The following is a 13,452-nucleotide window of genomic DNA, read 5'->3' as shown; positions in this document are numbered from 1 at the left end:
AGACAGGCTTATCAGGGAAACGCTTGCAAAATGACTCATTGTGCCACAAAATAAGGGAGGGTTCACTCTTCCGTGAATGGGGGAACCATAGTTTGGAAGAAAGATGGCTTTTGTTAGGCTTACATGAGTTAGAGGGAATCGGAAGAAAAACAATCCAGCGTATTTGGTCGAGTGACTATCAATTGCATGAGCTACTGCATTTTAGCGAACAAAAATGGATTGAGATAGGGTTAAGCCCTGCTCAGGCACGCATTGCGGCCCAGTGTTACGATGAAGAATGGGTGCATGAACGATATCAGCGAGTCCAATCCGGTGATATTGGAACGGTAACTTATGTGGACGAGGATTATCCCCTATTAATGAAGGAAACAGTTGATCCACCCTGGGTAATGTATACAATAGGGGATAAATCACTTTTGCATACATGTTCTGTAGCCATGGTAGGAACTCGCGTTCCCACCGCTTATGGACGTAGAGCAGCGGAGATACTAACAGAGGGATTATGTAATGCAGGGATTACAATAGTTAGCGGATTGGCGAGAGGCATTGACAGTATTTGTCACGAAACAGCCCTGCGCCGGGGAGGAAACACGATTGGTGTACTGGGAACAGCGATCGATCAAATTTATCCTCCCCAAAATGCGTCTTTATTTGCAGAGCTGGCTAGCAAAGGCTTGATCGTATCAGAGTATCCTCCAGGCACAAGGTCGCATCCGGGAATGTTTCCACAACGTAATCGGATTATAGCCGGCCTAACGAAGGGAACGCTTGTCGTCGAAGCAGATGCAAGAAGCGGTTCTTTGATTACAGCTGATGCTGCGCTAGAGGCAAATCGAGATGTGTTTGCTGTTCCCGGACCCATTACGTCACCGAAGAGTAGAGGCACGCTGAGCTTGATTAAGCAAGGAGCCAAAACAGTCACTGAAGCTTCGGATATTATTGAGGAGTATGAAGCGGATTTGCGTACAAGGGAGGTTTCTTCATACAATAGAGAGCAGAGTCCTAATCTGAAGGAGGTCTCCAAATTGCCAGAAAGTGAGACTTCTGAGGAAAACCGTGTCATACTGTTGCTCGAACAGGGAACCATGACTCTGGATGAACTGCTCGATGCTACGGCATGGGATTTTGGACTTTTACACGCAGTTCTGTTATCGTTAATCATAAAAAAAAGGATCGCCCAGCTAGCGGGCACAAAATACAAGCTTATTTAGTAGTTGTTTTTGCAAAGTCCTTAGTAAATGCACAAATTCAATTTTAAACATCAGGTGGAGGGCAGTATGGCATTTATCCGCGCCGCGGATTCCTACTCCTTCCCCACTTCCTGAAATGTGTTGAATTTATAGCTCGTACTAGTGAAGCGTTGGATTTGAACTTGGAAAAGCGACAGCGTTCGCCTTTGTAATGGAATTCTAACTTTATCGAAGGTTTATAAAATCTAAGAATTCCGTTACAAACAGCAATTGTAAGATCAATTCCATCGTGTAGCTTCTCTACGAACTATAGCTCACCACATTTCAGGAAGTCTATCATACTCATGTGTGTAATTGAGAGGAGGAAGAGCCTATGGCGGATTCACTCGTCATCGTGGAATCGCCTTCCAAGGCGAAGACGATCGGCAAATACTTAGGCAGCAAATATATCGTCAAGGCTTCCATGGGTCATATCAGGGATTTACCGAAGAGTCAGATCGGCGTAGAGGTCGAAAATGATTTTAATCCCAAATACATTACCATTCGAGGTAAAGGCTCAATTCTAAAAGAATTAAAGGATGCCCGAAAAAAAGTGAAAAAAGTATATCTGGCGGCTGACCCGGATCGCGAAGGTGAGGCTATTGCCTGGCATCTAGCGCATGCGCTGGAACTGGACGATACGGCAGATTGCCGTGTTGTATTTAATGAAATTACAAAGCAGGCTGTCAAAGATGCTTTTAAAACACCCCGTAAAATCAATATGGATTTGGTCAATGCTCAACAGGCACGACGGATACTGGATCGACTTGTAGGCTACAAAATCAGCCCGTTGCTCTGGAAAAAGGTAAAGAAGGGCCTATCCGCTGGGCGTGTGCAGTCGGTTGCGGTGAAAATTATTCTGGACCGGGAAAACGAGATTAGTGAGTTTGTACCGGAAGAATACTGGACGATTACAGCTAAACTAGCTATTAAAGACAGCACCTTTGAAGCGAAATTTCATAAGCTGCGTGGTGAAAAGAAAGAACTCTCCAGCGAAGCGGATGTACAAGAAGTGTTGGAAGCTATCGGAAAATCGCCTTACAAGGTGCGCGATGTGAAAGAGAAAGAGCGTTTACGCAATCCTTCTCCTCCATTCACAACAAGTTCCTTGCAGCAGGAGGCGGCTCGTAAGCTCAACTTCCGTGCTTCTAAAACGATGTCTGTAGCTCAGCAGCTATATGAGGGTGTGGATTTAGGTAAAGAAGGGACCGTGGGTCTAATTACGTATATGCGTACGGATTCCACACGGATCGCCGCTTCAGCACAAGAGGAAGCGAAAGAATTAATTATTCAAAAATATGGCGAAGCTTTTGTACCTGAAACTCCTCGTCAATATTCAAAAAAAGCGGCCAACGCCCAAGATGCGCATGAAGCGATTCGCCCAACCTCTGCGTTACGCGAACCGGAAACAGTTAAACCGTTTATGAGTCGGGATCAGTTCCGTTTGTACAAATTGGTATGGGAACGTTTTATGGCCAGCCAGATGGCTTCTGCTATTATGGATACTTTGTCCGTAGATATTGAAGCGGGTGAGACGATATTCCGGGCAGCAGGTTCGAAGGTTCGTTTTCCAGGTTTCATGAAAGTGTATGTAGAGGGAAATGACGACGGTAAAACAGAAGAAGATAAACTGCTGCCACCACTTCAACCAGGCGATAAATTAAAAAAAGAAGCAGTTGAGCCGAAGCAGCATTTTACACAACCGCCTCCCCGTTATACGGAAGCGCGACTGGTTAAGACGCTGGAAGAACTGGGTATAGGACGTCCAAGTACGTATGCGCCGACGCTGGAAACCATTCAGAAACGTGGGTACGTTGCTATTGAAGAGAAGAAGTTTTTCCCTACAGAGCTGGGCGAATTGGTCATCGAACAGATGGAGGAGTTCTTTCCAGAGATTTTGAATGTGGAGTTTACAGCTCATATGGAAGGTGATCTTGACCACGTCGAAGAAGGCGAAGGTAATTGGGTCAAGGTGTTGAGTGACTTTTACGAGTCATTCGAGAAGCGACTTGAAGTGGCTGAAGAAGAAATGAAAGAAATTGAAATAAAAGATGAAGTATCCGATGTCATTTGTGATAAGTGTGGCAGCCAAATGGTCTATAAGCTTGGCCGATTTGGTAAATTCCTGGCCTGTTCTGCTTTTCCAGATTGCCGTAACACAAAGCCAATTGTTAAGGATATCGGGATTAATTGTCCTACATGCGGTGAGGGACATGTTGTCGAACGACGAAGTAAAAAGGGACGTATCTTTTACGGATGTGACCGCTACCCGGAATGTGATTTTGTATCCTGGGATAAACCGTCCATTAAGCCTTGCCCAAGTTGCAGTAGCCTAATGGTTGAAAAACGTACGAAACAAGGAACGAAGCTCAACTGTACTGTCTGCGATCACAGCGAAATGCTGGAAGAGAGCGATGAGAGTGTAGAGACTTCTTAAGAACAACATTAGCAGGGGGATTTAAACGTGAGTGAACTACAAAAGGTAACGGTCATCGGAGCAGGCTTGGCGGGCAGCGAAGCTGCCTGGCAAATTGCAAGCCGTGGAGTGCCAGTCAAGTTATATGAAATGAGGCCGGTTGTAAAAACACCAGCACATCATACAGATAAATTTGCCGAACTGGTATGCAGTAATTCCTTGAGGGCAAACGGCCTAACGAATGCAGTAGGCGTACTGAAGGAAGAGATGAGAATACTGAACTCCTTGATTCTGAGCGCAGCAGATCGTCATGCTGTTCCGGCTGGCGGTGCATTGGCAGTAGATCGTGACGGATTTTCCGGTCATATTACTGATACGCTTCATCAACATCCTTTGATCGAGGTTGTTAATGAAGAGCTTCAGGAAATCCCACAGGACGGTATTGTGGTTATTGCGACGGGGCCTTTAACTTCTCCAGCTTTGTCGGAACAGATTAAATCACTGATGGGAGAGGAGTATTTTTATTTTTACGATGCGGCGGCCCCGATTGTGGAAAAGGACTCTATCGACATGAGCAAGGTTTATCTGGCTTCCCGTTATGATAAGGGAGAAGCAGCGTACTTGAATTGTCCGATGAACGAAGCGGAATTTGATGCTTTTTATGAGGCTCTGATTACGGCTGAGGTAGCGCAAGTCAAGGAATTCGAAAAAGAAATTTATTTTGAAGGCTGTATGCCCATCGAAGTGATGATGCAACGTGGGAAACAAACGGCATTGTTCGGACCTATGAAACCTGTGGGTCTCGTAAATCCGCATACAGGTGAACTGCCTCACGCAGTTGTTCAGCTTCGGCAGGACAACGCTGCAGGAACGCTGTATAATCTGGTTGGTTTCCAGACTCACCTCAAATGGGGGGAGCAAAAGCGTGTATTTTCAATGATTCCGGGTCTTGAAGAGGCAGAGTTTGTACGTTATGGTGTGATGCATCGCAATACCTTTATTAATTCACCGCAGCAACTTCATCCAACCTATCAGTTCAAGGGAAGAAGTAATCTATTCTTCGCCGGACAAATGACCGGTGTAGAGGGATATGTGGAGTCGGCAGCTTCTGGTCTGCTGGCCGGGATGAATGCGGCACGAGCAGCACGTGGACAGGAAATGTTTGTATTTCCTGCAGAAACGACATTAGGCAGCATGGCGCGGTATATTACGACCGCTGATTTTAAACATTTTCAACCGATGAATGCAAACTTTGGTTTGCTTCCAAAGTTGGAAAAACGGATTCGTAACAAAAAGGAAAAGAATGAAGCTCTCGCTAGTCGCGCGTTGGAAAGTTTGCGCGGTTATATCAATGAAACGGGAGTTATATCAGCTGAAGTACAGGCATAGGGATGAAGGAAAAGGAGGAGCGCGTTATGGATATGTCCTTTCATGCTACCACCATCTGCGCTGTACGCCACAATGGCAAAGGAGCTATTGCGGGTGATGGACAGGTAACGTTCGGTAACAGTGTTGTAATGAAGCAGACGGCAAAAAAAGTACGCAGATTGTATCGTGGTCAGGTCGTTGCAGGATTTGCGGGTTCGGTGGCCGATGCTATCACGTTATTTGAAAAGTTTGAAAATAAGCTAGAGGAACACCACGGAAATCTTCAAAGAGCAGCCGTGGAACTGGCCAAGGACTGGCGTCAGGATCGTATCCTGCGTAAACTGGAAGCGCTTATGATTGTGATGGACTCTTCCGGGATGCTGCTCATTTCTGGAGGCGGCGAAATTATCGAGCCGGATGATGATGTGCTTGCCATTGGCTCAGGTGGCAATTTTGCATTGGCTGCTGCCCGTGCTTTCAAACGCCATGGCTCTGGCATGGAAGCAAAGGACATGGCACGGGAAGCGCTAGAGGTTGCTTCGGAAATATGTGTGTATACGAACAATCAGATTATCGTGGAAGAACTGTAAATCGGCTCTGAGTATTCAAGGGTGGAGGAGTGCAAAATGAATAATCAATCGTTGACGCCCAGACAAGTGGTATCCGAGCTGGATAAGTATATTGTCGGACAAAAGGAAGCAAAAAAATCTGTTGCTGTTGCCTTGCGCAACCGCTATCGGCGTAGCAAGCTGCCGGATGACATACGGGATGAAATTGTGCCTAAAAATATTTTGATGATCGGACCGACTGGTGTGGGTAAAACTGAAATTGCACGTAGACTTGCACGGCTCGTGGGGGCTCCTTTTGTCAAGGTAGAGGCGACCAAATTTACAGAAGTAGGTTACGTCGGTCGTGATGTGGAATCCATGGTGCGTGATCTGATGGAAACCTCCATTCGCATCGTCAAGTCGGAACGAACAGAGAATGTGAAGGACAAAGCGGAGGACATGGCAAATGAACGGATTGTCAGCATCCTTGTACCTGCAGAAAAGTCAAACAAATCGCAACGTAATCCCTTTGAAATGCTGTTTGGCAATAACACGGGAACTTCGGTAGAAGAAGAACCACCACAACAGGATGGATCTTTGGCAGAAAAGCGCCGTAAGGTTAAATTCGATCTGTTGTCCGGTAAGCTTGAGGATGATGTCATAGAGATTGATGTGGAGGATACTGCACCCAATATGCTCGATATGTTTGCTGGGCAAGGGAATGAACAAATGGGTATGAATATGCAGGAGATGTTCGGAAGTTTTCTGCCCAAGCGGACGAAGAAGCGCAAGCTGCCAGTCAAGGAAGCTCGCAAGGTGTTGATTCAAGATGAAGCCGCCAAATTGATCGATATGGACGATGTGATTCAGGAGTCTGTGAAGCGTGCTGAGCAATCGGGTATTATTTTTATCGATGAAATAGATAAGATTGCCAGCCAGGGTAAGGGGAGTGGCCCCGATGTGTCGAGAGAAGGCGTCCAGCGCGATATTTTACCTATTGTCGAGGGATCTACCATCATGACCAAATACGGTCCGGTAAGAACAGATTACATTCTGTTTATTGCTGCAGGAGCTTTTCATGTTGCAAAACCATCTGACCTGATCCCTGAGCTTCAGGGCCGTTTTCCAATCCGTGTGGAATTAAGTAGCCTGACTTTGGATGAGTTTGTGTCGATACTGACGGAGCCTAAAAATGCGCTGACCAAGCAATACACTGATCTACTCCGTACCGAGGAGATTGAAGTCGAATTTTCTGCGGAAGCGATTCGTGAGATTGCCAGTATTGCTGAGTCTGTAAATCGCAACACCGAAAATATTGGCGCACGTCGTTTGCATACCATTCTAGAAAAGCTGCTGGAGGATCTGTCGTTTGAAGCACCAGAGCTTACATTGGATCGTATGATCATTACCCCGGAATATGTACGTGAGAAGCTGGGAGATATTGCCCAAAACAGGGACCTTAGTCAGTATATTTTATGAATAGGGTTTTCTAAAAATAGGGTGTGTGGTCCAGAATAACACTATCTTGCACCGTCATTTAGACCTAGATAATGGTCAAGTTGATGATTTTTCTGTCTATTCCAAAAGTAGGACGTATAATCTTTTACAGGTGTAAAGTGCTAAGAAAACATTCATTTTCTTGAAAAAAACCTGAAAAATTTAACAATTTATGCATCTAAAGCCCTCTTTTTTTAAAAAGATAGGGCTTTTTTCTTATTGTAATTAGGTCCCAACTCTACGAAACTTAGAATATATGACAGAAAGTTATTATTTTCTACTTAAGACCTAAAAGAAATGTATAATTATGAAATTTTATTGTCGAAAAAAAGTGAAAAATCTTGTTTTATTGAATCTTACTTTGGAGTAGACGCTGGGAGGGAGGAGCTAAATGAATCTGCTGGGTGATATGAGCTTTCAAAAGCTTCAGGCAGGTGTACAGGCGGCAAATACGAGACAACGTGTGATGGCTGACAATATTTCCAATGCGGATACCCCGTATTTTAAGCGTTCGGAGGTTTCATTTGAAGAACTGCTTCAGCAGCAAATGGACGGGAACGTCACACCACTACGTGGAAAAGTAACCAATTCAAGACATTTTCAAATAGGACCTGTGAACTCCATTCCAGATGCCACGGTCACCAAAGATGGGTACTCAGTCATGAATAACAATATGAACAACGTAGATATCGACAGAGAAATGAGTCTTATGGCTGAAAATCAACTAAGATATAATACCTACATCCAAGAAATTAATGAGCGCATCAAGATGATGAGAACAGCGGTAGAAGGGAGATAGGAATAGGTGAAGATTAACAACGGCTTTGATATTAGTGCGTCTGCTCTTACGGCCCAACGGTTGCGGATGGACGTTATATCTAGCAACATTGCCAACGCAGAGACAACTCGGGCGAAAGTGGAGAATGGACAAGCAGTTCCATATCGGAGAAAAACGGTTGTTTTGGAGCCGAACCAATCTGGCTTTGCCGATGTTTTGAAGGCTCAAATGGAAGGAAGTAGAACTAGCGCTGCTGGCGTTAAGGTTTCGCAAATTCAGGAAGATCAGTCACCTTTGAAGCCTGTGTACAATCCGGGTCACCCGGATGCTGATAAAGATGGCTATGTATATATGCCTAATGTAGACATTATGAAAGAAATGGTCGACATGATTTCCGCAACACGCTCATACGAAGCCAATGTAACAGCTCTGAATGCATCAAAGGCTATGGTTTCCAAAGCGCTTGAAATCGGTCGCTAAGCTCTAGGACTACTAATTACTTAATAGGGAGAGTAAAACATGATTCAGAACGCCATGTTTAATGTACAGACACCGGTAATACAGCAGATTCAATCGCCTAACAATGAGTTGGCGAAAGCGACGCCTTCCGAATCCTTGAAGGACTTTGGTTCCTTCCTAAAGGATGCTCTCAATGAAGTAGGGCAGCAGGAAGCCGCTACGCACCAGATGTCCGACCAATTCATGGCAGGCAAAGTTGATGTAGATCAGGTCATGATCACTTCCCAACAAGCGCTGCTTTCCCTGCAGCTTACTACACAGGTCCGAAACAAAGCGATCGAAGCCTATCAGGAGATCATGCGTACACAGATGTAAAGAGGGTTTAGCAAAGTTTCGGATGGGGTGACGGAGTGAACGAGAGAATCGCCCAATATCGGGATAAGATTTCCGGGTATTGGAATAATTTTAGCAAAAAACAGAAGATATTACTTGTTTCGACATTAGCATTCATCATTATCGCTGTTGTAGTGCTAACGATGCAGTTTACCAAAACCGAGTATGAAGTGGCTTTCCGAGATTTAAATGCTAACGATGCTGCCGGAGTCATTAAATATCTCGATTCTGCGGGTATACCGTATCAACTTAATGCTGGTGGGACACAAATCTCAGTCCCAACCGCTAATGCGGATAAGGCGAAGGTAGATGTTGGGTCTCAAGGCCTGATTCAGAAGGGTTCAATCGGCATGAGCGCTTTTGACCAGTCCTCCTCTGCCATTGGCATGACGGAGAACGAGTTCAATGTGAAGTACAATAATGCATTGAACGGCGAAATACAGCAACTGTTGGAACGGATGGATGGTGTCCAAAGCTCCAAAGCTGTCATTAATATGCCAAAGGAAAACATTTTTGCCGGACTTGAGGAAAAGGACAAAGCCTCCGCTTCGATTCAAATGGAATTCGAGCCTGGCTTTACTCCAAATCAGCAGGCGATCGATGGATACTTTAATCTGGTAAAAACGGCCGTACCGAATCTTCCAGTGGAAAACATTACGATCACTAATAAGGAATATGAGTTGATTCCAACGGCCAAGGGCGGCCAAGGTGGGCTCACTAGTGGTGTTCAAGAAAACATGGCTCTACAGAAGAAGTTTGAGAGCGATGTAAGGAATAATGTTCAACAATTTTTGTCGAAAATTGTTGGAGACGACAAGGTAAATGTGCTGGTGATGTCCCAGCTAAATTTCGACAAAGTAACATCAAAGGAACAAATGGTTACACCTGTTGATCAAACAAAAATGAAGGGTATTGAAATTAGCGCCCAACAAATTCAGGAAAGCTATACAGGTAGTAGTGGACAAACCGGAGGAGTTGCAGGAACAGGAACACAGGATGTTCCGGGCTACCCCGGAGGAGCTAATTCCGGCAATACCAGCTCAGATAAGAGCTCAAGTACGATTAACTACGAAGTTAACCGAATTGCAAGGGATATTATCCAAAGTCCGTACACTGTAAAAGATTTAACCATTAATGTAGCAGTTGAACCACCAACAGGTCAGCAAACGTTGGATACTGCAACTCAGACAGCAATTCAAAATATTTTGGTTAATATCGTAAGAGCGTCGTTGGCGAATTCTGGTACTACAATTACAGACGCTGATTTGGCTAAGAAGGTTTCGGTGTTCTCACAAGCAGTTCCGGCGCCTGCGAGCACAAATACATTCTTCTCAGCTTCCAACCCTTGGCTATGGGGCATCGGAGCTGCTGTTCTGGCACTGCTGGCGGGTGTAATCTTCCTCATCGTACGCGGTCGTCGTAAGCAGGAAGAAGAGTTGGATGAAGAATTGCAACTTATGCCAACGCCGACGGAGTTCCCGTCTATTACCATGGAAAGTGTGACAAATGAAAGTCAAGTGCGTAAACAGCTTGAAAGTCTGGCGAAAAAGAAACCCGACGAATTCGTCAATCTGCTTCGTACATGGCTGGCTGACGAATAGAGGTGAGTTCATTGGCAAAGGCAAGCAGTCAAGGTTTAACGGGAAGACAGAAAGCAGCTATACTTCTGATCACAATGGGACCAGAGGTATCTGCTCAAATATTCAAGCATTTGCGTGATGAGGAGATCGAGCAACTTACATTGGAAATTGCCAATGTGCGGAAGGTCGATGCCATTGAGAAGGACTCCATCATGGCCGAGTTTCATCAAATTTGTTTGGCTCAGGAGTACATTTCCCAAGGCGGTATTAATTACGCTAAAGAAATATTGGAAAAAGCACTCGGATCGCAAAAAGCAGTTGAGGTCATTAACCGTCTAACAGCGACGTTACAGGTAAGACCCTTCGATTTTGCCCGCAAAGCTGATCCAAACCAGATATTGAATTTTATACAGAATGAGAATCCGCAAACGATTGCTCTCGTGCTTTCGTACTTGCAATTCGAGCAGGCGGCTGCAATTCTGTCGTCTCTGCCACAGGAAAAGCAGGCAGATGTGGCCCGGCGTGTCGCTGTCATGGACAGTACATCTCCGGAAGTTATTTCCCAGGTGGAACGAGTGTTGGAGCAAAAGCTGTCTGCAACCGCGACGCAGGATTATACGAATGCAGGTGGTATTGAGTCCATTGTTCAGATTTTGAATGGCGTAGACCGCGGAACCGAACGTACGATTCTCGACTCGCTTGAAATTCAAGATCCAGAACTGGCTGAGGAAATTAAGAAAAGAATGTTCGTGTTCGAGGATATCGTCAATGTGGACAACCGTTCCATTCAGCGCATTGTCCGCGATATCGACAATGCAGATTTGCAATTGGCGCTTAAAGTATCCAGTGAAGAAGTACGTGATGTGATTTTCCGAAATATGTCGAAACGTATGGCAGAAACCTTCAAAGAGGAAATGGAGTACATGGGACCGGTGCGGTTGCGTGATGTGGAAGAAGCACAGACACGTATCGTATCGACGATCCGCAGATTGGAAGAGGCCGGTGAGATTATAATCGCACGCGGCGGAGGAGATGACATCATTGTCTAACTTGATCAAATCTTTCCAATATATTCCTGTAGAGGCTTTGAAAACAATTGATGTGGCACATACGTATGCGCCAGAAACGACGGACGAAGAAATCACAACTGAATATACGGAGCCGGAGCCTCAGCGAGATCATGAGGCTGAACGGCTACGGGATGAAATGCTGAAAGATGCTAAGGATTTTGCCGAACGTCAGGTTCGCGAGGCAGCTGAAGAAGCGGAACGGATGCTTCAGGAGGCGCAGCAGCAGATTGAAGCCTGGTGGCAGGAGCGACGCGAGCATGACGATCAGCTGACTCAGTCGTTAAAGGCTGATGGGTTTCAGCAAGGATATGAAGAAGGTCAGAAGCTGGCTGAGGCCGAGCTTCAGACGAAATCAGAGCAGATGATGGAAGAAGCACAGGATATTCTACGTCAGGCCTATGAGATAAAGGAACAACTAATTCAGGAAGCTGAGCCTTTTCTGGTTGAACTGAGTAGTGCTATTGCTGAGAAGGTCATTGAGAAACAGCTTAGCCTTGAGCCGGACTACACAATTGAATTAATTCGTAAAAATTTGGCTCGTAAGCGGGAAAAAGGAACCATTACATTGTGTGTGTCGCCTCAGCATTTCGCATTTGTGCAAGGTGCACGAGAAGAATTGTCATTAACTGTCGATTCGCAGGCAGAACTGCAAATTATTCCTGATGGTACCGTGAAAGATCGCGGTTGTGTTATCCGTTCTTCTTTTGGGAGCGTGGATGCGCGGATTGATACGCAATTAGCTGAGATCAAAAAGGAACTACTGCGTCTGGCACATGAGAATGAGGAGCGAAGACATGAAGGGGCTTAATACGCAGCGCTACATGGATCATTTGCGCCAGCTGGACCCGGTTCGGGTAAATGGCAAGGTTACGCAGGTTATCGGCCTGATGGTTGAATCGGAAGGTCCAGATGCCAGTATCGGGGATGTTTGTTACATTTATCCGGGTAAAACGGCAAAGCCGTTGCAAGCGGAGGTTGTAGGCTTCAGGGACAATAAAGTGCTTCTAATGCCACTTGGAGAACTGCAATCCATTGGTCCCGGTTGTGATGTAGTAGGAACAGGGAAGCCGTTGAATGTGCAGGTCGGGTCGGAACTGTTAGGCAAGGTGCTGGACGGCTTGGGTCAGCCTCTGGATGGCTCATTGATTCCCTCGCGAATGGCGAGATATTCAACCTTCAATATTCCGTCCAATCCGCTGAATCGTCCGCGTGTGCAGGAACCAATCAGTATCGGGGTGCGCGCTATTGACGGGTTGCTTACTATCGGTAAAGGACAACGGGTTGGTATTTTTGCAGGTTCGGGTGTAGGTAAAAGTACCTTGATGGGAATGATTGCCCGTAATACGGAAGCTGATGTGAATGTAATCGCCTTGATCGGGGAACGTGGACGCGAGGTGCTGGACTTTATTGAACGGGATTTAGGTCCGGAGGGACTAGAACGTTCCGTGGTCATTGTGGCAACTTCCGACCAACCTGCGTTAATCCGTATTAAGGGTGCACTTATTGCAACGACGATCGCGGAATATTTTCGGGACCGCGGGTTGAATGTCATGCTGATGATGGATTCAGTTACCCGGTATGCGATGGCCCAACGTGAAGTCGGCCTAGCCGTAGGGGAGCCACCGGCAATGAGAGGGTACACACCTTCCGTGTTTGCTAGTCTACCTAAGCTTCTAGAACGTGCAGGGACAGGCCCTACTGGCTCCATAACCGCTTTCTATACGGTACTGGTCGATGGTGATGATATGAACGAGCCCATCGCGGATGCGGTGCGCGGGATTTTGGATGGACACATTGTCTTGAATCGTGGAATTGCGAACAAAGGACATTTTCCGGCAATCGATGTGTTAGCGAGTATTAGCCGGGTTATGAAGGATATCGCACCACGAGATCAGATAGACGCTGCCGAGAACATTAAGCGCTTGATGGCCATTTACAAAGATTCGGAGGACCTGATTAATATTGGGGCCTATCAGCAGGGTTCAAATGCAGAAATTGACGAATCCATGGAGCGTATACGGGATATATGGGATTTTACAAGACAAAGAACAGATGAAAAGGCTGAGCTGGACGAGGTAAGAGAGCGTTTGATTTCTGAATTTACGAGGAGATGA

General features: G+C 45.8%; 12 protein-coding genes. All 12 read left to right on the top strand.

The window, feature by feature from the left end; genetic code table 11:
• Positions 1-92 precede the first annotated feature (92 nt).
• The 12 genes from dprA to fliI all read left to right on the top strand — a co-directional run bounded on the left by dprA (position 93) and on the right by fliI (position 13,452).
• On the top strand, positions 93-1,211 hold the full coding sequence (gene dprA / locus G9G53_RS11250) for a DNA-processing protein DprA (protein WP_029516984.1): 1,119 nt from the start codon (positions 93-95) through the stop codon (positions 1,209-1,211).
• Between the two features lie 352 nt (positions 1,212-1,563).
• Positions 1,564-3,666 (top strand): type I DNA topoisomerase, encoded by a 2,103-nt coding sequence (gene topA / locus G9G53_RS11245; protein WP_165147610.1) that lies wholly within the window; start codon positions 1,564-1,566, stop codon positions 3,664-3,666.
• A 27-nt stretch (positions 3,667-3,693) separates the two neighbouring features.
• Complete coding sequence (trmFO, locus tag G9G53_RS11240) at positions 3,694-5,034, top strand: FADH(2)-oxidizing methylenetetrahydrofolate--tRNA-(uracil(54)-C(5))-methyltransferase TrmFO (RefSeq protein ID WP_039274718.1); 1,341 nt, start codon at positions 3,694-3,696, stop codon at positions 5,032-5,034.
• A 26-nt stretch (positions 5,035-5,060) separates the two neighbouring features.
• Entirely contained in the window at positions 5,061-5,603 is a 543-nt protein-coding gene (hslV, locus tag G9G53_RS11235; protein WP_013309881.1) for an ATP-dependent protease subunit HslV, read from the top strand.
• Positions 5,604-5,639: 36 nt separating this feature from the next.
• The gene (gene hslU, locus G9G53_RS11230; protein ID WP_029516987.1) at positions 5,640-7,040 is read left to right on the top strand and encodes an ATP-dependent protease ATPase subunit HslU; all 1,401 of its coding nucleotides are present in this window, start codon (positions 5,640-5,642) and stop codon (positions 7,038-7,040) included.
• A gap of 409 nt (positions 7,041-7,449) precedes the next feature.
• Positions 7,450-7,857 (top strand): flagellar basal body rod protein FlgB, encoded by a 408-nt coding sequence (gene flgB, locus G9G53_RS11225; RefSeq protein WP_165147607.1) that lies wholly within the window; start codon positions 7,450-7,452, stop codon positions 7,855-7,857.
• Positions 7,858-7,863: 6 nt separating this feature from the next.
• Complete coding sequence (gene flgC, locus G9G53_RS11220) at positions 7,864-8,316, top strand: flagellar basal body rod protein FlgC (protein WP_029516988.1); 453 nt, start codon at positions 7,864-7,866, stop codon at positions 8,314-8,316.
• 39 nt (positions 8,317-8,355) lie between these two features.
• Positions 8,356-8,670, top strand: a complete 315-nt coding sequence (fliE, locus tag G9G53_RS11215; protein ID WP_029516989.1) for a flagellar hook-basal body complex protein FliE — start codon at positions 8,356-8,358, stop codon at positions 8,668-8,670.
• A 35-nt stretch (positions 8,671-8,705) separates the two neighbouring features.
• Complete coding sequence (gene fliF / locus G9G53_RS11210) at positions 8,706-10,289, top strand: flagellar basal-body MS-ring/collar protein FliF (RefSeq protein ID WP_013309886.1); 1,584 nt, start codon at positions 8,706-8,708, stop codon at positions 10,287-10,289.
• An 11-nt stretch (positions 10,290-10,300) separates the two neighbouring features.
• Complete coding sequence (gene fliG / locus G9G53_RS11205; RefSeq protein WP_013309887.1) at positions 10,301-11,317, top strand: flagellar motor switch protein FliG; 1,017 nt, start codon at positions 10,301-10,303, stop codon at positions 11,315-11,317.
• Positions 11,310-12,146: a FliH/SctL family protein gene (locus G9G53_RS11200; RefSeq protein WP_165147604.1), complete on the top strand. Its 837-nt coding sequence runs from the start codon at positions 11,310-11,312 to the stop codon at positions 12,144-12,146. Before fliG ends, G9G53_RS11200 begins: the two co-directional genes overlap by 8 nt.
• On the top strand, positions 12,133-13,452 hold the full coding sequence (gene fliI, locus G9G53_RS11195; protein ID WP_029516991.1) for a flagellar protein export ATPase FliI: 1,320 nt from the start codon (positions 12,133-12,135) through the stop codon (positions 13,450-13,452). The genes G9G53_RS11200 and fliI overlap by 14 nt, the downstream gene beginning before the upstream one ends.

Origin of the sequence: Paenibacillus sp. EKM206P, assembly GCF_011066155.1 — a bacterium.
In the GTDB taxonomy this organism is placed as follows: domain Bacteria; phylum Bacillota; class Bacilli; order Paenibacillales; family Paenibacillaceae; genus Paenibacillus; species Paenibacillus polymyxa_D.
Note: the sequence above shows the minus strand (reverse complement) of the source record. Positions and strands in the feature narration are given on the sequence as shown.